Source organism: Ramlibacter lithotrophicus (assembly GCF_012184415.1).
Lineage (GTDB): Bacteria > Pseudomonadota > Gammaproteobacteria > Burkholderiales > Burkholderiaceae_C > Ramlibacter > Ramlibacter lithotrophicus.
This window is the reverse complement of sequence record NZ_VTOX01000001.1, coordinates 272,361-293,234: the sequence shown is the minus strand read 5'-3', so window position 1 is coordinate 293,234 and position 20,874 is coordinate 272,361. Positions and strand designations below refer to the sequence as shown.

Here is a 20,874-nt window from a genome sequence, read left to right as displayed (position 1 = left end):
TCAGAGCCGCTCCGCGTGCGCCGCCATGCGCTGTCGCAGCGCCGCATCCGGCAGCGGCCCGGCCGCGGCGGCCAGGTTCTCCCGCACATGGTCGGCGCGGCTCGTCGCCGGGATCGCGCAGGTGACCGCCGGATGCGAGACGATGAATTTCAGCGCCAGCTGCGCCCACGTGGCGGCCCCGATCTCTCGCGCCCATGGCGGCAGCGGATGGCGCTGGAGCTGGCGCAGCAGGTCGCCTTCGCGGAACGGCCGGTTGGCCAGCACCGCGATGCCGCGGTCCTGCGCCAGCGGCAGCAGCCGCTGCTCCACCTCGCGGTCCAGCAGGTTGTACGTGAACTGGACGAAATCGATGCGCTGGCTGCGCATGATCTGTTCCACCTCGCGGTGGCGCCGCCCTTCGGACGTCGTGATGCCGACGTACCGCACCCGGCCCTCGGCCTTCATCCGCTGCAGCAGCGGCAGCTGCTCCTCCCACGCGAGCAGGTTGTGGACCTGCAGCAGGTCGAAGCGCGGTACGCGCCACAGCCGCCGCGAGGCCTCGATCTGCGCCGCGCCGTTCGACGAAGTCCACACCTTGTCGGCGGCGAACACGCCCGCCCCGGCGCCCGCGCCCTGCAGCCCCTCGCCAATCACGCCTTGCGCCGAGCCATACATCGGCGACGAGTCGATCAGGCGGCCGCCGGCGGCGAAGAACTGCCGCATCACCTGCGCGCAGCGGGCCCGCGCCGGCGGGTCGTTGCCGACGTTGAACGTGATCCAGGTGCCAAGTCCGACGGCCGGGATTTCTTCACCCGACGAGGGAATGCGCCGCAGCAGCGGCCGCGGCCCGCCGGCGGGCCGCGCCGGGGGGCCCGCGGCCAACGCGGGGAGCGCGGTGAGCAGGTGCCGGCGGCGCATGGAGCCAGCGTAGCACGGCCGACCGGGGCGCCGCGCCGGACGCGGGCAGGCGAGCGCCGGTCAGCCGAGCACGATCACCCGCGCCTTGGGCACGGCCGCGAACGGGTCGTAGCCGACCATGCCGGCGCGCAGCACGGCCTCCTGCCGCTGGGCCAGAGCGATCCGCTGCTCGGGCGGGCTCACTTCCATCGCGCGGGTGAGTTCTTCCTCGAAGCGGACGGTGATCGGCGTCGCGTAGGGAAACGTCGCCTCGGGATCGCCCTTGATGCTCCACGTGATGATCATGGCGCCGGTGCTGGTCTGCACCGCCTTCGCATGGGCGGGAAAGAGGTGCCGGAACGACTCCCAGAAGACAGTGCGGATAGGGTCCAGGACCATGGTGGTGGCTCCGCTGCAGCGCGGCGCGGCCATTGTGTCACAGTGCCCGCCGAGGCGCGGCCGGATGCGCCGGGCCGGTCGGCCCGGCAGCGCGCACCAGAAAAAAAAAGCGGGCCCGCGGGCCCGCTCTTGTGGCAAAGGCCGTAGCCCTACTTTTCGCCGGAGCTGATCTCGCCCTTCTTGAGCGAAGACTGGGCGCTGGCCTTCCGGGCCTTCGCGGCGTCGGCCCGCTGCTCCTTCGTCGCGACCTTGGCCTTGCCCTTGGTCACGTTGTCGGGATCCTCGGCGGATGGCTTGTCGGCCTTGGCCGCCTTCATGCCTTCGGCCTTGCGGGTGGCCTTGGCCGCGGCCTTCTCCTGGGCCGTCGCCGGCTTGGAGGGAATGGCTTTCGACTGCGCCGGATCGGCCTCGCCCTTCGACTGGGCCATGGCATTCACGGCAAAGAGCTGCGCGAGGGCGAGGCCCGCTGCAAGGATGATCCTGTTCATACGAAACCCCCAGGTGGTGAAGAAAGGCGCGTGGATCCGCTCCACACAGCTCATTTCTAGGCGGGGACCGTGAAATTCCGTTGACGTGAGTCAAGAGCGCGTCGCACGCCGCTCAACCGCAGGGTTCACTCGGCCAGCGCGCCCTGCTGCCGCCGGTACTCCTTGCGCTTCATGGCGAGGTAGCTCGCGCGATCCACCTCGCGCAGTTGCGCCGGGTATTTCTCGGTCGCGTCGAACCAGTAGGCGAAGCGCCGCTCGACCTGCTCGGGCACCGGGGCGGCCAGGCTGTCGAGGTAGGCGTCGATCGCGAGGTAGTAGCGCATCGTGTTGCGCTCGGCCAGGCCGCGCGTGCCGCCCACGAAGCGCGGGCCGTCGGCCGGCGCGCCCCCCGTGTCGCGCGTGAAGCCGACCTTGTCGCGGCCGATCGTCGCCAGGTACGAGGACATCGCCATCTGCCCGAGCGCACCGTAGCCGAACGAGTAGCCCATGTGGATGAAGGTGCGGCCAGCGTCCAGGCCGACGGCCTCGACCAGGATGCGGTAGTCCTTCGTACCGAAGGGGCCGGTCGGGGCGTCGAGCCCGACGTCGAGGTAGCCCGCCGCGGGCACGCCCGCGCGCCACGCAAAGGCCAGCGGCGTGGCCGAGGCGAGCGGCTGGTCGTGCTTGCGCCCGATCCGCACTTCGAGCCGCGACTGCTCGCCCGGCGTGCCGCGGCAGTACTTGACGTTCAGGTGCAGGATCAGGATGTCGCACCAGTGGGCCGGGTTCGCGAGCGCCCCGCTCACCCTGGCGAACGGATGGTCGACGACCGCATAGATGTCGCCCTGGCTGCTGCGCGAGGTCTCCACCGACTCCAGGTACAGCGGGCCCTGGAACTGGTTGTCGCGCAGCTGCGGCCCCAGCGCCGCATGCCTGTCCCGCAATGCGCTCGCGCCCAGCGACTGCACCGCCTGGGCATCGGGCGGTGCCAGCAGGCCGCACAGCAGTGCCAGCGCCGCGAGCGCGCCCGCGGCGCTGGCGGCGGGCCGCCCGGACGTGCCGGTGGACGCCTCGTCGCCATCGCCCAGCAGGTCGCCGATCTGGCGGTCCTTCTCCTCCCACAGCTGCGCCAGCCACTGCTGGAACGAGACTCGGAAGGCCTTGTCGCCCGCGTAGTCGCCGGTGCAGAAGGCGGCCGGAATCGGAACCTCGCGCAACCGCACGACGATGCGCGGCGAGCGTCCGCACAGGAACTGCCAGAAGGTGGGCGCGCCGCCCGGATAGACGATCGTCGCGTCGACCAGCGACTTGAACCGTTCGCCCATGGCGTTGAGCGCCAGCGCGAGGGCGCCGGCCTTCGGCTTGAGCAGGTGCCGGTACGGCGATTCCTGGGCGCTGTGCTTGGCGGCCGTGAAGCGCGTGCCTTCGGCGAAGTTCATCACGCTGGTGGGCACCAGCGAGAACTTCGCGCACGCGCGGCGGGTAGCTTCGGCATCCTGCGAGCGCAGCTCGGGGCGCCGCCGCAGTTCGGCCTTGCCGTGCCGCTGCATGAAGGGGAAGTCCAGCGCCCACCACGCGACGCCGATCACGGGAACCCAGATCAGTTCCTGCTTCAGGAAGAACTTCAGCAGCGGGATGCGGCCGTTCAGCACGTGCTGGAGCACGAAGATGTCCACCCATGACTGGTGGTTGCAGTTGACGAGGTACCAGCCTTCGTAGCGCAGCTGGTCGAGGCCCTGCACGTCCCACGCGGTGCGCTGGGTCAGGCGCATCCAGCCGCTGTTGCAGGCGATCCACAGGCTGGCGATGCGGTTGAGCAGCGGGTCGATGCGCACCCGCACCGCACGGAACGGCAGGACGAGCTTGGCCAGCGCCGCGGCGAACAGCAGGACGCACCAGAACAGCGTGTTCAGCACCAGCAGGAGCAGGGCCAGGCAGCCGCGCAGGAAGGGAGGAAGGAAGCCGAGCATCGTGGTTTCGTGCGAATTGTGGCGGCCGAATGCCGCGGTTCGTTGCGCCAGATCAGAGCAGCCGGCCGGTGGCCGCGCGGCCACCGTGGCGGACCGAAACGGCTCAGCCTGGCCGGCCGTCGAGGCGGGGGCGGGTGAGCACCGGCCAGTAGCGCACGAAGTACAGCCCGAACGCGGCCGACCAGAGGACCGCGGACCATACCACGGCCTGCAGCAGCAGGGCCGGCGCGAACAATGGCACGAACACGCGCACCAGAGCCGCCAGCAGCACCATGAGGTAGCAGGCCGTTTCGTAGCGGTCCGCCTGCAGCGGGCGCCCGGTGTGGCCGCGCGCGGTGCGGGTGATCATGCCGATGATCAGGCCGCCGATGGCCCCCACGGTGAGCGCGTGCGTCGCCGCCGACGGCGCGAGCCAGCCGAGGGCGGCTGCGGCTCGCAGCCCGAGGTGCACCGGGATCCACAGGTAGGCGACCTGCAGCACCCACACGATCGGCGTACGCAGCGTCTTGAGCGGATCCCACAGCGCCCAGCGGACCAGGTGGGCGGCCGCGGCCACGATCGCGACCAGCGCCAGGACCCAGCCCCCGGCCTGCAGCACGTCGGCCGCCAGCAGCAGCAGCGTCGCACCGAGCGCCGCCTTCTCCACCAGCGGCTTGCGCGTCGCGGCCGCGCCGGGCACGCCGTTGTTGGTGAACATCGGAATCACCCGGCCCCCCATCACGGCCATGATGAACAGGATGACGTCGAGCGCGACCTGGATGCCGGCCCAGCCGGGAAAGCGCAGGACCCCGAGCTGCTCCAGGTGGATGCCCAGGACGACGACGGACATCAGCATCAGCAGAGCGATGAAGAAGTAGTTGCGCTGATTGCGCGACTTGACGAAGGGAAGCGCGATCGCGATGGCGGCCGCCAGCGGGAAGGCCGCGTTCACCACGGCCGCGGCCCAGCCGAACGGCGTCAGCACCAGCACGCGGCCGGCGACCCACAGCGCGGCCAGCGCCGCGAGGCGCCAGCCGGTGGGCGTTGGCAGGCCCGACCAGTTGCGGCCCGCCGTGAAGAGGAAGCCGACGATGACGGCGAGCGCGAAGCCGAAGATCATCTCGTGCGCATGCCAGATCGGCGCCGGCAGGTAGGGCCGGCCCAGCCATCCGGTGAACTGCAGTCCCCAGAACAGGATCGACAGCGCGGCAAACCCGCTGGCCAGGAGATAGAACGGACGAAAGCCGAGCGCCCACAGCGCGAATCCGGCGGGCGCCTGCTTCGAGGGTTCTTCCATTTGCATCAGTACGGCCATGTCAGGGATTCTCCGCGGCGCTCGCGGCGCCTTCTCCGAGCCGCCAGGCGACGGCGGCGCCGACGATGGTGGCGGCAAACAACAGGATGCTGGCGGCGTTCCACGCCGCCCCGGTGGCCCGCAGCGCGGCTTCGAGCGCGCCCCAACCGAGGCGCACCGCCAACGACAGGTGCAGCGCCGCCAGCGGCAGGTAGAACGCCCAGCCGAACCGCAGCTTGATGCGGGCGATGGCCGGGAGGATCACCGGTGCGTGGCCCATCATCATGCTGAAGATGAACCCCAGGCCCAGCGCGTGCAGCGCGGCGTCGCGCCAGGGCAGCCCCAGCGCCGTGGCGGCCCACGCGAAACCGGCGACGCCGAGCCAGACGTACCCGCCCAGCAGGCACACCGCCATGTAGCGGCTCAGGCCCTGCGCGAACACGGTGCGCCGGGCGATGTCGTAGGTGACGAGCCACCACGCGAGCAGCAGCAAGGAGAGCCCGTACAGCACGCCGCCCCAGCGCGGCGACGGCCACGACCACGCGGCGCCCGCCACCATCGCCGACAGGATGGCCAGCAGCAGCCACGGCGCGGCCGGCCGCCGCCGCATCAGGCGGGTCATCTCCAGCCGCTCGGCGGCAATGGTCATGACGAGGAAGGCGAACCACCACGGGAGCACCGCGGCAGTGCCCTCCCCGGCCGCGAACAGCAGGTTGCCGGCGAGCCAGGTGCCGGCCGACGCCAGCAGCAATTGCGTGTGCGGCGCGGACTGGCGGCGCACGACGACGACGTTGACCCAGCCGAAGACCGCGCTCGCCAGCACCAGCAGCCAGGCAGCCGCCTGCGGCAACCCCGCCAGCAGGCACAGGCCGCCGATCGCCGAAGCGAATGGCGCGGCGAACGCCGCCGTGAGCTTGACGGCGACCGCGCGCTCGAGGCCGATCACCGTCCCGAGGAAGGTACAGATCATCAGCGCCGCATGGGACAGCCCCGCGTGGCCCAGCCACGCCGATTCGGCAGCCCCCGGCACCACGACACCGTAGCGCAGCAGCCCGCCCGAGATGCCGCCGAGCAGCGACGCCGCCACGAGTGCAATGAACACTGTGCGGGCCACCGCGGCCGCCGGGGCGGGGTGCTGCCGCCGTGGCCGCAGGCTGGCGCGGGCCATCACCAGCCCATGAACCGGCGGGCCCGGTCGCTCATGCGATCCATGGTCCACGGCGGATCCCACACCAGTTCGAGCTGCACGACCATGTGCGCCGGGGCCACCTTGTCCAGCTCGCGCTCGATGTCGTCGAGGATCACGTCGGTGACCGGACAGGCGGCCGACGTCATCGTGACCTTCACGTGAACCTTGTCGTCGCCGACGTCGACGCCGTAGACCAGCCCGACGTCGACGATGCTCATCGCTACCTCCGGGTCCACCACGCGCGTGAGCGCCTGGCGGATCGGATCGCGCAGTTCTTCCGGTCCCGCGTACGGATACGGCTCCTGCTCGGGGCCGTCCTGCGAAGCGAAGTCGTCCAGTGTCTTCATGCGGCTTTCCTCGGGGCCGGCGCGGGTTGCTCGTCGATGAACATGATGGCGGCCAGTTCCTTGCGGTTGTGCACCAGGTCCGCCAGTGTGTACCGGTCCAGGGTGTCGTAGAAGGCGGCCACCGCCTCGGCGAGCACGTCGCTCAGCCGGCAGATGCCGGCGATGCAGCACTGGCCGCCGGTGGAGCCGAAGCACTCGGCCGGCACCGAGCCGCCCTCGGTGCCGCGCACGACCTGGCCCACCTTGATCAGCTCCGGCGGCATCGCCAGTTCCAGCCCGCCGCCCTTGCCGCGGACGTTCGCCAGCCAGCCGGCCTTCCCGAGGAAATGGACCACCTTGGTCAGGTGGTTCTCGGACACCTCGAAGCTGGTCGCGATCGCGGCGATCGTGGCGCGGCGCTTCGGCTGCGCCGCCAGGTAGATCAGCACGCGCAGGCTGTAGTCGGTAAAGGAAGTGAGCTTCATGGCGGCAGCCCCGGTTGGTTCAGGTCGAAGTTACGCGAGCACCTTGAAGTCGATCACGATCTCGCCGGGTTCGCGGCGCACGTATTCGATGCCGATGGCGTCGCCGAAATGCTGCTGCAGCTGGGCCAGCAGCGGCAGCGGATCGTGGTCGTTGCCGAAGCGCATGGTCTCGCCCTGGTGCAGGCTCTGCAGCGCGCCGAAGATGGCGGCATGGCGGAAACGCTTGGCGACCCCGCGCGCGTCGAAGGGATGTACGCCGTTGACCACGGGAATGGAACAACTACTCATCACGCTCTCCTTGGTTCGATTGTCTAACGGAAATGAAATGGGCCGGCTGGCGCCGGCCCGTCACGTCATCAGGACTTGGCTCCGGCGGGAACCGCGAGGTCCGACCCGCGTTCGCCGTCCGGGCGGCGCAGCAGCCGCAGCGCGTAGATCGCGAGCACCGCGGCGCCGCCGGCGAACACCAGGTCGCCCGGCACGCGCAGCCACACCAGCGCTTCCATCACGCCGGAGTGGATGATCTCCGGCGAGCGGGCGTACCACAGGCCCTTGTCGATCGCGGCGGCGGCCTGGTAGATGCCGGCCGGCAGCAGCGACATGAACACCATCATCGCCAGGCCGATGTTGAGGCCCCAGAAGGCAGGCGCGAGCAGCCGGTCGGCATGCAGGTTGCGGGCATACAGGCCGCGCAGGCAGAACAGCATCAGGCCGATGCCCAGCATGCCGTAGACACCGAACAGGGCGGCGTGGCCGTGGGCGGCCGTCATGTTCAGGCCCTGCACGTAGTACAGCGCAGCCGGCGGGTTGATGGCGAAGCCGAGCAGGCCGGCGCCGACGGTGTTCCAGAAGCCCACCGCGACGAAGCACAGGATCGGCCACTTGTAGGCCTGCAGCCAGGGCGCGCTGCCGGCACGGCGCCACGTCTGCAACGCCTCCAGGCCGATCAGCGTCAGCGGCACCACTTCGAGCGCGGAGAAGACGGCGCCGACGGCGATCACCGAGGTCGGCGTGCCGGTGAAGTACAGGTGGTGCAGCGTGCCCAGGATGCCGCCGAACAGGAACACGATGGTCTCGGCGACGATGGCGCGGTTGGCGCTCTCGCCGCGCACCAGGCCGATGCGGCTGAAGATCAGCGCGATGACGGCGGTGGCGAACACTTCGAAGAAGCCTTCCACCCACAGGTGGACCAGCCACCAGCGCCAGTATTCGACCATCGAGTAGTGCGTCGTCTGGCCCCAGGTCAGGGACGTGGCGTAGAAGCCGCCGATGCAGGTCGCCGACAGGAACACCATCGCGATCAGGCCGCGCGACTCGGACGGCTTCATCAGCGCGGGCCACAGGGCGCGGCCGAGCAGGAAGGCCCAGAACAGCAGGCCGACGAACAGCAGGATCTGCCAGACGCGGCCCATCGACGTGAATTCGAGGCCCTGGTTGCCCAGCCAGAAGCTGAAGTCCGCGCCGCTGCGCTGCAGCGTGCCGAGCCAGCCGGTGGCGGTGGAGCCCACGACGATCGCGATCAGCGCCCAGAACAGGACGTCGACGCCCAGCTTCTGGAACTTCGGTTCCTTGCCCGAGAGCAGCGGCGCGATGTAGAGGCCCGTGGCCAGCCAGGCGGTGGCGATCCAGAAGATGCCGACCTGGGTGTGCACGGTGCGGCTGACGACGTACGGCAGCAGTTCGGCCAGCGGGATGCCGAAGAACGCATCGCCCTCGACCGCGTAGTGGGCCGTCACGACGCCCATGGCGATCTGCAGCAGGATCAGGCCGACGACGGCGAAGAAGTACTTGCGGGTGGCCTTCATGGAAGGCGTGGCCTTGGCAGTCACCAGCGGATCCTGCTTGGGCACGGCGGGCTCTTCCTCGTGGCGCTGGCCGCCATGGAACCACAGCATCGCGGCGATGCCGGCCAGCAGCAGGATGATCGAGACCATCGACCAGATGGCGGCGGAGCCGGTCAGCGTGTTGCCCACCAGCGGCTCGTGCGGCCAGTTGCTGGTGTACGAGAGGTTGGTCTCGCCCGGGCGGTCGGTGGACGCGGCCCACGAGCTCCAGAAGAAGAAGGCCGTCAGCGCCTGGCGGTCCTTCGCGTCGGGCAGCGCGCCTTCCTGCATCGCGTACTGTTCGCGCAGCTTGACGAGCGACTGGTCGTTGCCGAACAGCGCGTCGTAGTGGCCGGCGACTTCCCGGATGGCCTGGGCGCGCTCGGGCGACACCGTGACCTTGCCGGTGGCCTGGTCATAGGTGTTGGTGCGCATCTGCTCGCGCATCACGGCGTCCACGCCGGCCTGGTCGGCGGTGCCCAGTTCACCCTTGGCTTTCTGCCTGGCCAGGATCCGTTGCAGCGCAACGGCTTCGCGGTGCAGCCAGTCGGCCGACCAGTCGGGCGCGACGTAGCTGCCGTGGCCCCACACGGTGCCCAGCTGCTGGCCGCCGGCGGAGCGCCAGGCCTGCTGGCCGCGCTCGACCTGCTCGCCGGTGAAGAGCACGTCACCGTTCGTGGTGACGACCGCCGCCGGGATCGGCGGCTTCTCGAGATAGATCTGCCAGCCGAGATACCCCAGCGCGGCGAACGAGAGCACGAAAATGAGGCCCAGCCAGCGCCAGAGCCGTTTCGTCGAATTCATCGCTTGTTCCTGTTGCTCAAAAGAAGATGGTGTGGATTCGGGTCAGTGGCCGTCGCCGCCGCAGGAGCCGCAGCACTGGCCGCCGGTGCGGGCCGCGCCGATCTTGGTGATCGCGACGCGCCAGAGGTCGGGGCCTTTCTGCAGGTATTCCCAGGAGAACTTGCCCGGCACCAGGTTCTCGAAGACGCCTTGCAGCGGCTTGATGTCGTGGTCGTTGACGATTTCCATCGACCCGCCGGCGGCGAGGCCGTCGAAGGTCGAAAAGATCAGTTCGCGGCGCTGCTCGCAGGGGAGCACGCGCACGTCGAGCGTGGTGGCGGTCGCGGTCTGGTTCATGGGGGCTCCTGTTGGAAGGCGGTTAAAGGTGCATTTCAGATGCACCTAATGTAGTCAGCACCCCGGCCGCCAAATTTGACGTGGATCAAGCTTCGGGCGCCTGTGCCTGAGCCTGGCGTGAGGGATGTCAATTCCCCACACGCAAGGCGGCTACGCCGCCCGCTTCAACCGCCGTGCGGCGGGCGCCGGTCCGGCAGGAGGCTCGCGACCGCGGCCAGGAGCAGCGCCGCGAGGACGTTGTGCGCGAGCGCGAGCGCCAGCGGCGTCGACCGGGCGACCAGTGCGGCGCCGGCGGCAAGTTCCAGCACGACGAGGCCCACTGCGAGCGCACCGGCGCGGTGGCCGCGCCGCCAGGCCGCGAAACCGACGGTCCCCACCACGATGGCCGTCAGGATCCCCGCCGCGCGGTGCGCCATGTGCAGCAGCGCGCCGGCGCCGGCAGCGGCGCCGGGGTCGGGCTCGTGCCACGGGTTGAACGCCTGCCAGGACGCCGCGCCGAGGTCGCAGCCGGCCAGCCCCGGACAACTGGAACCCGCGTGGGCGGCACTCACCAGTCCGCCGAGCATGATCTGCACGGCCAGCAGCGCCAGCGCCAGCCGCACCCATGCCGTGTCCGGCGGCGTCGCACCGCCGGCCGGCCGCGTGGCGGCCACGAGCCGCCAGCTGACGGCGAACATCGCGAGGCCGGCCAGCAGGTTGCCCAGCACCACGGCCGGCAGCCGCGAATCCGCGGTCATGCGGCCGAGCACGGCCAGGAAGACGGCCAGGCCGAGCAAGGCGACGACGAGCCGGCCCTGCCGCGCGAGCGGCGGCGACGACGCGTAGGCCGTCATCAGCATCGCGACCACCAGCAGCAGCGCCCCCACGGCCGTGATGCGGTGGGCGATGCGCGCGGCCGCGACGGCCCCGCCCGGGGCCGTCACGGCGCCCTGCTTCGCTTCGAGCAGCACCTGTGCCTGGCACTGCGGCCAGGGCTCGCAGCCGAGCCCGGCGCGCGACAGGCGGATGAAGGCGCTCAGGCTGGTGATCGCCAGGACCAGCACGGCGCAGGCGATTGCCATCGTTCGCAGCAGGGTCATGCGTCGGCCGGGTGTGTCCATGGCGTCCATGCTAGACGGCGCTCCCTCAGGGTTTGCCCGCAGTGAAGGTGCCTTGCGATGGCACCTTTGCGCTAGATCAAATACGCGTCAGAAACGTGCCGCCAGCATCCGCTCACCCGCAACCCACCAAGAGGAGACGAGATGAGCAGCGAAGACACGGAAACCGGCGACGTGCCGTTGATACAGCAGCTTCTGGACAACCCGTTCCTGCTGCTCTTCCTCGGAGTGCTGATCCCCATGGTCGTCTACACGCTGTGGGGCGTGGTCGACATCCTCACCATTCCCCTGGCGAAGTAAGGAGCGACCCATGAGCGCCATTCTCCCGCCCGCGGAACGGCTGTGGTGGAAACACCCCCTCGACCGGGTCGAGGGCACCTGGATCGCCATCGCCTTCGTGTGGTGCATGGTGATGTTCTTCATGATGATCTACTGGCACGCCTACGGGAAGCAGAACCTGTCGACGGAGACCTACAAGACCACGCCGGAGAAGTTCTCGGCCAAGGCCCAGGCGGTGGTCGACAAGTACACCGTGCGCACGGAGACCGACCAGAAGGTTCCGGTGGTCGCGCCGCCGCCCGGCAGCGACGTCTACCTGGTGGCCCGCCTGTGGAGCTGGTGGCCGATCCTCGAGCTGGAAAAGGACAAGACCTACAAGCTGCACCTGACGGCCATGGACTACAACCACGGCTTCTCGCTGCAGCCGCAGAACATCAACATCCAGGTGGTGCCCGGCTACGAGCACGTGATCAAGGTGACTCCGAACCAGTCCGGCACGTTCTCGATCGTCTGCAACGAATACTGCGGCATCAATCATCACTCGATGATCGGCCGCATCTACGTCAAGTAAGGGGCAGAACAACATGTCCGCGACACTTCCGCTCCCCGCGACCCCGTCGTTTCCGGGGACCACCTACCGCACCTGCCCCCGGTCCGGCCTCCAGTTCGAGTTGCAGGCCGAGCGCCTGATGATCGCCAACGCCGTGATCGCCGTCGTGGCGCTCCTGGTCGGCGGCATCCTGGCCATCGGCGTGGTGCTGACGCGCTGGCCCGCCGTGCACTGGCTGGCCGCCGACACCTTCTACATGGTGCTCACGGCACACGGCATCGACATGCTGATCTTCTGGATCATCTTCTTCGAGATCGCCGTCCTGTACTTCTGCTCCTCGACGCTGCTGCGCTGCCGGCTCGCCACGCCGAAATTCGCCTGGCTCGCATTCGCGCTGATGCTGGTAGGCGCCGTGATGAACAACGTCGCCGTGTTCCAGGGCGGCTCCAGCGTGATGATGACCTCGTACGTGCCGATGATGGCCTCGCCCTGGTTCTACCTGGGCCTGATCCTGTTCGCCGTGGGCGCGCTGATCGGCTGCTTCGTGTTCTTCGGCACGCTCGTGATCGCCAGGCGCGACAAGACCTACGAAGGCTCGGTGCCCCTGGTGACTTTCGGCGCCATCACCGCCGCCATCATCGCGGTGTTCACCATCGCCTCCGGCGCGATCATCCTGATCCCCACGTTCCTGATGTCGATCGGCTGGATCCAGAACGTCGATCCGCTGATCTACCGCACCATCTGGTGGGCCTTCGGCCACTCGTCGCAGCAGATCAACGTCGCCGCGCACATCTCGATCTGGTATGCCGTCGCCGCCATCGCCTTCGGCGCCAAGCCGATGTCCGAGCGCGTCAGCCGCGGCGCCTTCCTGCTCTACATCCTGTTCCTGCAACTGGCGAGCGCGCACCACCTGCTGGCCGACCCCGGCATGTCGACGGGCTGGAAGATCGTCAACACCAGCTACTTCATGTACTTCGCGGTGCTGGCTTCGATGATCCACGGCCTCACGATTCCCGGCGCGATCGAGGTCGCGCAGCGCCAGAAGGGCTACAACAAGGGCCTGTTCGAGTGGCTGCGCAAGGCGCCCTGGGGCAACCCGGTGTTCTCCGGCGTGTTCATCTCGATCATCGGCTTCGGCTTCCTGGGCGGCATCTCGGGCGTGATGATGGGCACCGAACAGCTGAACATGCTGATCCACAACACGATCTACGTCCCGGGCCACTTCCACGCCACGGTGGTGGTGGGCACGACGCTGTCGTTCATGGCGCTGACGTACTTCCTGATCCCGGTGCTGTTCAAGCGCGAGATGATCGTGCCCGGCCTGGCGAAGATCCAGCCCTACCTGTTCGGCCTGTCGATGTACTTCTTCTGCCTGGTGATGATGGGCGCGGGGACGCTGGGCGTGTCGCGCCGCCACTGGGACATGGCGCTTTCCGGCGCGGCCCTGGGGTACGAGTGGCCCGGCGCCGCCTACCTGATGATGGGGCTGGTCGGCATCGCCGGCGTCGCCGCGATCGCCGGCGGCGGCCTGTACATCTGGATCACCGTCGGCTCGATCCTGTGGGGCAAGAAGCTGGAGCAAGGCAAGGTCAGCCCGACCTTCACGCCGATCCCGCGCACTGCGCCCAGCGCGGCGGCCCAGACCTACGGCTCCGCCGGTTTCGCCGCACCGGGCACCTTCGTGCTGGCGATGCTGTTCCTGGTGGCCTTCGTGCTGTACTACTTCATCAACTGGAAGTACCTCGGCCAGCTCTGGGGCCTCAGCTGAGGAAGGGTTGGCCATGAACACGACCACAATCGTGCGCGGCGGGCACCGCACCGCCCAGGTGGCGCGGGACGTGCTCTCGCTGTTCAAGCTGCGCATCGGCGTGCTGATCATGGTGACGGCGCTGGTCGGCCTGGCGGTGACGCCGGGTGCGGCGCTCGGCCCTGGACAGGTGCTGGTGCTGGCGCTGTCGGTACTGGTGGCCTCCGCGGCCGCCGGCGCCTTCAACCAGTACGTGGAGCACGAGAGCGACCGGCTGATGGCGCGCACCCGGCGCCGCGCGTTCGTGACCGGCGCGCTGCCGCACCACCCGGCGTGGCTCGCGCTGATCGCGGCGCTGCTCGCCGGCGCCGTCGCGGCGGCCTGGTTCACGCTGAACGCGGCGGCGGCGGTGTACGTCTTCCTGGGCGCGTTCTTCTACGCCGTGGTCTACACGGTATGGCTCAAGCGCCGCAGCGCCTGGAACATCGTGATCGGCGGCCTGGCCGGCAGCTTCGCCGTGCTGGCCGGCGGCGCGGCGGCGGACCCCGCGCTGGGCCCGCTGCCCCTGCTGCTGGCGCTGGTGCTGTTCCTGTGGACGCCGCCCCATTTCTGGAGCCTCGCGATCGCCAACTCGGCCGACTACGAGGCGGCGGGCGTGCCGATGCTGCCGGTGGTGGTCGGTGCGCAGCGCGCCGCCCGGATCGTGTTCTACAGCACGGTGGCGCTGGTCGCGGCGTCGCTGCTGCCGCTGGCGTTCGGCGCGGGGCCGGTGTACGCCATCGGCGCCGCCGGCGGCGGCGCACACTTCCTGCGCAAGTCCTGGCTGCTCGCCCGCGCGCCGGCACGGGCCACGGCGATGGGTTCCTTCTTCGCGTCACTGGTGCAGCTGAGCGCGCTGCTGGTCGCGGCCACCATCGACGGCCTGCTGCGCTGACGAAACGGCGACCACGATGAACAGCGGCGGGTTGCGGCGACTGGCGGCCATCGCACTCGGGGCAGCGCTGGCGCTGCTCCCGGCGGTGCTGCTCGGGCAGGAGTCGCCGCCTGCTCCGGCGCTCGACCAGAAGACCGCGATCGCCGCCAGCCAGGCGGCGCTGGGACGCACCATCGGCGACCACACCCTGCTGGACCGCGAAAGCCGGCCGGTGCGCCTGTCGTCCTACCGCGGCAAGCCGCTGCTGGTGAGCTTCATCTACACCGGCTGCTTCCAGGTGTGCCCCACCACGACCCGGTCGCTCGACGAAACGGTGCGCGCGCTGCAAGGGCGCTTCGGAGACAACCAGTTCAACGTGATCAGCATCGGCTTCAACCAGCCCGCCGATTCGCCCCAGGCGATGAAGGCATTTGCCGCCCAGCACCGCATCAGCCGGCCGAACTGGGACTTCCTCAGCCCGCCGCCGGCGGCGGTCGACCAGCTCACGCGCGAGTTCGGCTTCCGCTACGAGGCCACGCCGGCCGGCTTCGAGCACGTCCTGCAGGTCTCGCTGGTCGACGCGCAGGGCCGCATCGTGCGCCAGGTGTACGGCGACAAGGTGCCCGCCGACGCGCTGGGCGAGCCGATGAAGGACCTGCTGGTCGGCGTCCCGTTGTCACCCTCGACGCCACTGGCCGACCTGATCGACCAGGTGCGGCTGCTTTGCACCGTGTACGACCCGGAAACCGGTACCTACCGCGTCGACTACGCCCTGGCGCTGGAAGCCGCCGGGGGCCTGACCTTCATCATCGCCCTGGCCCTCTACATGCTCAACGAGTGGCGCACGCGCCGGCGGGCACGGCGCAATCACGTGGCTGCCTGACGCTTCGATGTCCTGTGCGCCCCCTATTTCCCGGACACCCGCCGCAGGCTGGCGACACCTGGAACATGTGTTCGACGGCGCCTTCGGCGCCGCGGTGAATCCCCTGAAGCACCTTGGCGCGCTGGCCTTTCTCATGCTGTGGCTGCTGGCCGGAACGGGCATCGTGCTGTACGCCATGCTCGATACCTCGGCGCAAGGCGCGTACCGCTCCATCGACGAGTTCTCCCGGGCCCGGTTCGGCCCCGGAAGCATCCTGCGCGGGCTGCACCGCTACGCGGCCGACGCCTTCGTCGTCCTCACGCTGGCGCACCTGGCGCGCGAGTGGCTGTTCGGCCGCTTCCACGGCTTTCGCCGCTTCTCGTGGCTCACCGGCGTGCCGCTGATCCCGCTCGCGTTCGTCTGCGGCATCGGTGGCTTCTGGCTGAACTGGGACCGCCTTGGCCAGTTCTCCGCCATCGCGACGGCGGAGTGGCTGGACGCCCTGCCATTCCTCGCCTCGCCCCTGGCGCGCAACTTCCTGGGCGGCGCCGTCAGCGACCGGCTCTTCTCGCTGTTCGTGTTCGTGCACCTGGGCGTGCCGCTGCTGCTGGTGTTCGGCCTCTGGTTCCACGTCCAGCGCATCAGCCGCGCCGCCGTGTTTCCGCCGCGGGCGCTGGCGCTGGGCAGCGTCGGCGTGCTGCTGGCGCTCGCGCTCGCCTGGCCGGTGCGCAGCCAGGGACCGGCCGACCTGCGGCTGGTGCCCGAGTCGCTGTCCCTGGACTGGTTCCTGCTGTTCATCCATCCGCTGGCCGAGGCGACTTCCGACGGCGCCGTGTGGGCCGCCGTCGCGCTGGCGATCGGAGGCCTGTTCGCCCTCCCCTGGCTGCACCGGCGCGCCCGCGCCCAGGTCGCGGTCGTCGATCCGGCGCACTGCAACGGCTGCCGCCGCTGTGTCGAGGACTGCCCGTACGCGGCCATCACGATGGCGCCGCACCCCAACGGCCGGTCGCAACTGGCGGTCGTCGACCCCGACCTGTGCGCCAGCTGCGGCATCTGCGTCGGCTCGTGCCCGTCCTCGACGCCGTTCCGCGGCGCCGCCGCGCTGGTGACGGGCATCGACATGCCGCAGTGGCCGATCGATGCGCTGCGCCGGCGGCTGGCTGCAGGATTGGCCGCGCTGCGCGGCGAGCAGCCGACGGTCGTCTTCGGCTGCGACTGCGGTGCCCGCGTCGACGCAGTGGCGGGGCCGGGCGTGCTGGCGTTGAGCCTGCCTTGCACCGGGATGCTGCCGCCGGCGTTCGTCGAGTACGCGTTGCGCGCCGGCGCCGGCAGCGTCCTCGTCGCCGGCTGCCGTCCCGGCGCCTGCGAGTTCCGCCTCGGCCAGCGCTGGACGCACGAGCGGCTCGACGGCGCGCGCGAGCCGCACCTGCGCCGCGCCGTCGACCGCACACGCTGGGCCACCGCCTGGGCCGACGCCGGCGACGAAGACCGGCTGCACGCGGCGCTCCAGGCGCTGCGTGGCGCCGCTGCGCCACGGATTGCAACGGAGGTGCCCGCATGACCCGCGCGATGACCTGGGCCGGCCAGGTCCTGCTGTATGGACTCTTTGCGCTGGTGATCGGCGTCTTCTCCACCTGGCCGAGCTACCGCCCGCTGGCCCCCGGCCAGGCCCAGGTCAAGGTGAGCTTCATCCACCACGGGCAACGGGTCGCCGAATGCCGGCCCCATACCGCCGAGGAGCTGGCGAAGCTGGCACCCAACATGCGCACCCCGATGAAGTGCCAGCGCGAACGCGCGCCGGTGGCGATCGAGGTCGTCCTGGACGGCGCCACCGTGTACCGGCACGAAGCCGTTCCTTCGGGGCTGTCGCGCGACGGCCCGTCCTCGGTCTATCACCGGCTGCAGGTGCCGGCCGGGCAGCACCGGATCGCGGTGCGGCTGCGCGACAAGGCCGGTGCCGATTTCAACCACACGCGCGAAGCGACGGTGACGCTGAAGCCGGCCCAGGTGCTGGTCATCGACTTCGACGCGGAAAAGGGAGGTATCACGCTGTCATGAGCGCATTGCCCGCATCTGCCTTCACCCCGGACGCCCGCCTGCCGTTGCCGGCCGTGCTGGCCGGCGCCGACTACAGCGTGGCCGTGCCGCGCGACGAGCGCCTGGCGCTGGCCCGCGGCTGGCTCTGGCTCGGCCTGGCCGCGCTGATCGGCTCCGGCCTGTTCTCGGTCCTGCTGGTGCTCTCGCGCACGCCGGGCATCAACACGCTGCTGCCCGTGGCCGACCTGTTCCACGTTTCGCTGGTGGTGCACGTCGACCTGTCGGTACTGGTCTGGTTCATGGCGCTGGCCGGCATGTTGTGGAGCCTGAACGGCTCGCGCGCCCGGCTGGGCTGGCAGTGGTCGGCGCTCGCGCTGGCCGGCGCCGGTGCGGGCGGCATGGCCCTGTCACCCTTCCTTTCCACCGGCGAGGCCATCATGGCCAACTACATCCCGGTGCTGACCAGCCCGCTGTTCATGGGCGGCCTGGTACTGTTCGCGGCCGGCGTGGGCGTCCTGGTGCTGGTCAGCCTGTTGAACGCGCCGCGGCTGGGCCTGCAGTTCGACGGCCGCGGGGCGCTGCGCTTCGGCCTCAACGCCGCGGCCGTTTCCACCGCGGTCGCATTGCTGGCCTTCGGCTGGTCGTACGCGGTGCTGCCGGGCGACCTCGGCGGCAAGGCCTACTACGAGATCCTGTTCTGGGGCGGCGGCCACGTGCTGCAGTTCACGTGGACGCTGCTGATGCTGGCCGCCTGGCTGTGGCTGGCGAATGACTGCGGCGGCCGCATCCCGCTCACCCCCCGCGTCACGGTGCTGATGTTCGGGCTGGCGATGGCCAGCGTGTTCGTCACGCCCTGGGCCTACGTCGCCCACGACATCGCGTCGGTGGAACACCGCTCGCTGCTGACCTGGGCCATGCGCCTGGGTGGCGGCGTGGCGATCCTGCCGGTGGCCCTCGCCGTCGTCGTCGCGCTGGCTTCGGCGCCGCGAGCCGATGCCGTCGCGCGGCCGCTGCGCGCGGCCCTGCTGTCTTCGGTGGTGCTGTTCGCGGCGGGCGGCGTGATCGGGATCTTCATCAACGGCAGCAACGTGCGCATCCCGGCGCACTACCACGGCTGCATCGTCGGCGTGACCCTGGCGCTGATGGGCCTGGTCTACAAGCTGCTGCCGGCGCTGGGCTACCAGGCGCCGCAAGGGCGCCTGGCCACCAGCCAGCCCTGGTTGTACGCCGCCGGGCAGTTGATGCACATCACCGGCCTGGTATGGTCCGGCGGCTACGGCGTGCAGCGCAAGGTCGCGGGCGCCGAGCAGGTACTGCGCACGCCGGCTGAAATCGCCGGCATGGGCCTGATGGGACTGGGCGGCGCGATCGCCATCGTCGGCGGGCTGCTGTTCGTGGTGGTCGTGCTGCGCGCCATGCGCCGTCCGGCGGTCGGCGCCAGGATGCCGGAGGCCGCCACCCGATGAAGCAGCTGCAGGCCCTGCTGCAATGGGCGTTCATGCAGGCCGAAGCGGTGTTCAACCGCGCCTTCGGCGACCGCCTCAATCCGCTGTACCACCTGGGGGCCATGAGCTTCTTCCTGTTCTGGGTGGTGGGGGCGAGCGGGCTGTACCTCTACGCGTTCTTCGAAACCGGGGTCGCGGAGGCGTACGCCTCGGTGGAGGCGCTGACGCACGGCCAGTGGTTCGCCGGCGGCATCCTGCGCAGCGTGCATCGCTATGCCTCGGACGCGATGGTAGTCACGATGCTGGTCCACCTGCTGCGCCACTTCGCCTTCGGCCATTACCGCGGTTTCCGCTGGTTCTCCTGGTTCACCGGCGTCATCCTGATCTGGATGGTCTACGCCTCCGGCATCAACGGCTACATGCTGCCCTGGGACCGCCTGGCGCAGTTCGTCATCGTCGGCAGCTTCGAGTGGCTCGACTGGCTACCGAGCTTCGGCGGCACGCTGATGCGCAACTTCATCTACGCCGGCAGCGTGGGGGACCGCTTCTTCTCCCTGCTGTCGTTCGTCCATATCGGCCTGCCGCTGCTGGTGCTGCTGCTGATGTGGGTGCACGTGCAGCGCGTGCCCAAGGCCCGGACCACGCCGCCGCGGGCTATCGTGTGGAGCCTGCTGGCGACGCTGCTGGCGCTGTCGCTGGCGCAGCCGGTCGGCAGCCAGGGCGGCGCCGCCGACCTGGGCAGCGCCGTGACGAGCGTCCAGCTCGACTGGTTCTACCTCGCGCTCTTCCCGCTGATCAACGCGTGGCCGATGGGACAGGTCTGGGCGCTCGCGCTCGGCGGCACCGCGCTGCTGGTCCTCCTCCCGTGGCTGCCACCCAGGTTCCGCCGCGGCGCGCGCCGCGAGCGGCTGGTGGTCGTGCACGGTGCCGCCGGCGCGGCCACCCAGCTGCACCTGCGCGAAGGCGAGACCTTGCTCGAAGGCGGCCTGCGGCAGGGCCTCGCGCTCCCTTACGAGTGCCGCAACGGCGGCTGCGGCAAGTGCCTGTGCAGCGTGGAACACGGGCGGGTGGAGCACCTGCCGTACCAGCGCAGCGCGCTGCCGGACGCGCTCAAGGCGCAGGGCAAGGCGCTCATGTGCTGCGCGGTCCCGGCCGAGGACGTCGTGATCGAAGTCGAGGGCCTGGTCGCGGCGCCGGCCGGCGCGCTCGAACTGCGCACCGGACGGGTGGCAGCGCTCGAACTGCTGGCCGCCGACGTGATGCGGGTGCTGGTCGCGCCCGATGGCGCGCCGCCGGAATTCACGGCGGGCCAGTACATCAACATCGTGCTGGAGGACGGCCAGCGGCGCGCCTTCTCGTTCGCCAACCCGCCGCACCAGCGCGACCACATCGAACTGCACGTGCGCCGGATTCCGGGCGGCCGCTTCACCGGCCACGTGTTCGACGCGATGCAGGTCGGCGACACCTTGCGCTTCGAGGGACCGCTTGGCAGCTTCAGCCTGCAGGACAGCAGCAAGCCGATCCTGTTCATCGCGGGCGCCACGGGCTTCGCGCCCGTCAAGAGCATCCTGGAGGACGCGTTCCACCGCGGCGTGCAGCGGCCGATGCGCCTGTACTGGGGCGTTCGCCGGCGAGCCGACCTGTACCTGCTCGAAGCGGCGCAGCAGTGGCAGCGCGAGCACCCCAACTTCGAGGTGATCCCGGTGCTGTCCGAGCCACAGCCGGAAGACGGATGGACCGGCCGCACCGGCCTCGTGCACGAGGCGATGCTGGCCGACCATGGCGACCTCACCGGCTTCGAGGTGTACGTGTGCGGGTCGCTGAAGATGGTGGAGACGGCCGTGCCGGCGTTCCTGGCGCACGGGCTGGGCGAGGACGCGTGCTTCTCGGATGCCTTCCTGCCTTCAGCCGGCGCGACTGCGGCCGCTTGAAGGCGGACATCCGAACGCAGAAGCCGCAAAGGCTGCGCAGAAACCGCAAAAAGATATTGATGTTT

Annotated in this window: 20 protein-coding genes and 1 pseudogene; 9 read left to right on the top strand and 12 right to left on the bottom strand. The window is 70.0% G+C overall.

The genetic code is table 11. The features are described from left to right. The 12 genes and pseudogenes from RAMLITH_RS01425 to RAMLITH_RS01365 all read right to left on the bottom strand — a co-directional run bounded on the left by RAMLITH_RS01425 (position 1) and on the right by RAMLITH_RS01365 (position 11,048). Positions 1-897 carry an aldo/keto reductase gene (locus tag RAMLITH_RS01425; RefSeq protein ID WP_168105549.1) on the bottom strand — a complete coding sequence of 299 codons (897 nt, stop codon included), beginning with the start codon at positions 895-897 and terminating at the stop codon, positions 1-3. A 60-nt stretch (positions 898-957) separates the two neighbouring features. Beyond that, positions 958-1,275 (bottom strand): hypothetical protein, encoded by a 318-nt coding sequence (locus tag RAMLITH_RS01420; RefSeq protein WP_168105548.1) that lies wholly within the window; start codon positions 1,273-1,275, stop codon positions 958-960. A gap of 149 nt (positions 1,276-1,424) precedes the next feature. Then, the gene (locus tag RAMLITH_RS01415) at positions 1,425-1,763 is read right to left on the bottom strand and encodes a hypothetical protein (RefSeq protein WP_168105547.1); all 339 of its coding nucleotides are present in this window, start codon (positions 1,761-1,763) and stop codon (positions 1,425-1,427) included. Between the two features lie 1,064 nt (positions 1,764-2,827). Further along, positions 2,828-3,712, bottom strand: a pseudogene (locus tag RAMLITH_RS25525) (acyltransferase); the annotation flags it as partial. A gap of 103 nt (positions 3,713-3,815) precedes the next feature. Then, positions 3,816-4,988, bottom strand: coding sequence for an NnrS family protein (locus tag RAMLITH_RS01400; protein ID WP_420376880.1), 1,173 nt, complete (start codon positions 4,986-4,988; stop codon positions 3,816-3,818). 19 nt (positions 4,989-5,007) lie between these two features. Then, on the bottom strand, positions 5,008-6,087 hold the full coding sequence (locus RAMLITH_RS01395) for a hypothetical protein (protein ID WP_337786088.1): 1,080 nt from the start codon (positions 6,085-6,087) through the stop codon (positions 5,008-5,010). 65 nt (positions 6,088-6,152) lie between these two features. Beyond that, positions 6,153-6,521, bottom strand: a complete 369-nt coding sequence (locus RAMLITH_RS01390; protein WP_168105544.1) for a metal-sulfur cluster assembly factor — start codon at positions 6,519-6,521, stop codon at positions 6,153-6,155. Next, positions 6,518-6,985 (bottom strand): RrF2 family transcriptional regulator, encoded by a 468-nt coding sequence (locus RAMLITH_RS01385; RefSeq protein ID WP_168105543.1) that lies wholly within the window; start codon positions 6,983-6,985, stop codon positions 6,518-6,520. The genes RAMLITH_RS01390 and RAMLITH_RS01385 overlap by 4 nt, the downstream gene beginning before the upstream one ends. A 30-nt stretch (positions 6,986-7,015) precedes the next feature. Then, positions 7,016-7,273 carry a DUF2249 domain-containing protein gene (locus RAMLITH_RS01380; RefSeq protein ID WP_168105542.1) on the bottom strand — a complete coding sequence of 86 codons (258 nt, stop codon included), beginning with the start codon at positions 7,271-7,273 and terminating at the stop codon, positions 7,016-7,018. Between the two features lie 68 nt (positions 7,274-7,341). Next, a complete protein-coding gene (locus RAMLITH_RS01375) occupies positions 7,342-9,612 on the bottom strand; it encodes a nitric-oxide reductase large subunit (RefSeq protein WP_168105541.1) in 2,271 nt (756 codons plus the stop codon). A 42-nt stretch (positions 9,613-9,654) separates the two neighbouring features. Next, positions 9,655-9,948 (bottom strand): DUF2249 domain-containing protein, encoded by a 294-nt coding sequence (locus RAMLITH_RS01370; protein WP_168105540.1) that lies wholly within the window; start codon positions 9,946-9,948, stop codon positions 9,655-9,657. Positions 9,949-10,112: 164 nt separating this feature from the next. After that, positions 10,113-11,048, bottom strand: coding sequence for a COX15/CtaA family protein (locus RAMLITH_RS01365; protein ID WP_238343972.1), 936 nt, complete (start codon positions 11,046-11,048; stop codon positions 10,113-10,115). Between the two features lie 141 nt (positions 11,049-11,189). Here RAMLITH_RS01365 and RAMLITH_RS01360 point away from each other — a divergent pair, with 141 nt between their 5' ends. The 9 genes from RAMLITH_RS01360 to RAMLITH_RS01320 all read left to right on the top strand — a co-directional run bounded on the left by RAMLITH_RS01360 (position 11,190) and on the right by RAMLITH_RS01320 (position 20,809). Then, a complete protein-coding gene (locus tag RAMLITH_RS01360) occupies positions 11,190-11,345 on the top strand; it encodes a hypothetical protein (protein WP_168105539.1) in 156 nt (51 codons plus the stop codon). Positions 11,346-11,355: 10 nt separating this feature from the next. Continuing rightward, a complete protein-coding gene (locus RAMLITH_RS01355; RefSeq protein ID WP_168105538.1) occupies positions 11,356-11,895 on the top strand; it encodes a cupredoxin domain-containing protein in 540 nt (179 codons plus the stop codon). A 13-nt stretch (positions 11,896-11,908) separates the two neighbouring features. Further along, on the top strand, positions 11,909-13,642 hold the full coding sequence (locus RAMLITH_RS01350) for a cbb3-type cytochrome c oxidase subunit I (protein WP_168105537.1): 1,734 nt from the start codon (positions 11,909-11,911) through the stop codon (positions 13,640-13,642). Between the two features lie 13 nt (positions 13,643-13,655). Then, positions 13,656-14,555: a heme o synthase gene (gene cyoE, locus RAMLITH_RS01345; RefSeq protein ID WP_168105536.1), complete on the top strand. Its 900-nt coding sequence runs from the start codon at positions 13,656-13,658 to the stop codon at positions 14,553-14,555. A 16-nt stretch (positions 14,556-14,571) separates the two neighbouring features. Then, positions 14,572-15,417 (top strand): SCO family protein, encoded by an 846-nt coding sequence (locus RAMLITH_RS01340; protein ID WP_168105535.1) that lies wholly within the window; start codon positions 14,572-14,574, stop codon positions 15,415-15,417. Between the two features lie 67 nt (positions 15,418-15,484). After that, positions 15,485-16,957, top strand: a complete 1,473-nt coding sequence (locus RAMLITH_RS01335) for a hydrogenase iron-sulfur subunit (protein ID WP_337786087.1) — start codon at positions 15,485-15,487, stop codon at positions 16,955-16,957. Further along, a complete protein-coding gene (locus tag RAMLITH_RS01330) occupies positions 16,954-17,454 on the top strand; it encodes a hypothetical protein (protein WP_168105533.1) in 501 nt (166 codons plus the stop codon). Before RAMLITH_RS01335 ends, RAMLITH_RS01330 begins: the two co-directional genes overlap by 4 nt. Further along, a complete protein-coding gene (locus tag RAMLITH_RS01325) occupies positions 17,451-18,899 on the top strand; it encodes a cbb3-type cytochrome c oxidase subunit I (RefSeq protein ID WP_168105532.1) in 1,449 nt (482 codons plus the stop codon). The genes RAMLITH_RS01330 and RAMLITH_RS01325 overlap by 4 nt, the downstream gene beginning before the upstream one ends. Then, on the top strand, positions 18,896-20,809 hold the full coding sequence (locus RAMLITH_RS01320) for a cytochrome b N-terminal domain-containing protein (RefSeq protein WP_168105531.1): 1,914 nt from the start codon (positions 18,896-18,898) through the stop codon (positions 20,807-20,809). The genes RAMLITH_RS01325 and RAMLITH_RS01320 overlap by 4 nt, the downstream gene beginning before the upstream one ends. Positions 20,810-20,874: the final 65 nt, after the last annotated feature.

Coding starts and splice junctions, on each gene's coding strand:
- RAMLITH_RS01340 (WP_168105535.1), top strand. CDS start 14,572: ATGAACAGCGGCGGGTTGCGGCGACTGGCGGCCATCGCACTCGGGGCA.
- RAMLITH_RS01370 (WP_168105540.1), bottom strand. CDS start 9,948: ATGAACCAGACCGCGACCGCCACCACGCTCGACGTGCGCGTGCTCCCC.
- RAMLITH_RS01380 (WP_168105542.1), bottom strand. CDS start 7,273: ATGAGTAGTTGTTCCATTCCCGTGGTCAACGGCGTACATCCCTTCGAC.
- RAMLITH_RS01330 (WP_168105533.1), top strand. CDS start 16,954: ATGACCCGCGCGATGACCTGGGCCGGCCAGGTCCTGCTGTATGGACTC.
- RAMLITH_RS01375 (WP_168105541.1), bottom strand. CDS start 9,612: ATGAATTCGACGAAACGGCTCTGGCGCTGGCTGGGCCTCATTTTCGTG.
- RAMLITH_RS01420 (WP_168105548.1), bottom strand. CDS start 1,275: ATGGTCCTGGACCCTATCCGCACTGTCTTCTGGGAGTCGTTCCGGCAC.
- RAMLITH_RS01325 (WP_168105532.1), top strand. CDS start 17,451: ATGAGCGCATTGCCCGCATCTGCCTTCACCCCGGACGCCCGCCTGCCG.
- RAMLITH_RS01400 (WP_420376880.1), bottom strand. CDS start 4,988: ATGGAAGAACCCTCGAAGCAGGCGCCCGCCGGATTCGCGCTGTGGGCG.
- RAMLITH_RS01350 (WP_168105537.1), top strand. CDS start 11,909: ATGTCCGCGACACTTCCGCTCCCCGCGACCCCGTCGTTTCCGGGGACC.
- RAMLITH_RS01390 (WP_168105544.1), bottom strand. CDS start 6,521: ATGAAGACACTGGACGACTTCGCTTCGCAGGACGGCCCCGAGCAGGAG.
- RAMLITH_RS01360 (WP_168105539.1), top strand. CDS start 11,190: ATGAGCAGCGAAGACACGGAAACCGGCGACGTGCCGTTGATACAGCAG.
- RAMLITH_RS01365 (WP_238343972.1), bottom strand. CDS start 11,048: ATGGACACACCCGGCCGACGCATGACCCTGCTGCGAACGATGGCAATC.
- RAMLITH_RS01415 (WP_168105547.1), bottom strand. CDS start 1,763: ATGAACAGGATCATCCTTGCAGCGGGCCTCGCCCTCGCGCAGCTCTTT.
- RAMLITH_RS01320 (WP_168105531.1), top strand. CDS start 18,896: ATGAAGCAGCTGCAGGCCCTGCTGCAATGGGCGTTCATGCAGGCCGAA.
- RAMLITH_RS01355 (WP_168105538.1), top strand. CDS start 11,356: ATGAGCGCCATTCTCCCGCCCGCGGAACGGCTGTGGTGGAAACACCCC.
- RAMLITH_RS01385 (WP_168105543.1), bottom strand. CDS start 6,985: ATGAAGCTCACTTCCTTTACCGACTACAGCCTGCGCGTGCTGATCTAC.
- RAMLITH_RS01425 (WP_168105549.1), bottom strand. CDS start 897: ATGCGCCGCCGGCACCTGCTCACCGCGCTCCCCGCGTTGGCCGCGGGC.
- cyoE (WP_168105536.1), top strand. CDS start 13,656: ATGAACACGACCACAATCGTGCGCGGCGGGCACCGCACCGCCCAGGTG.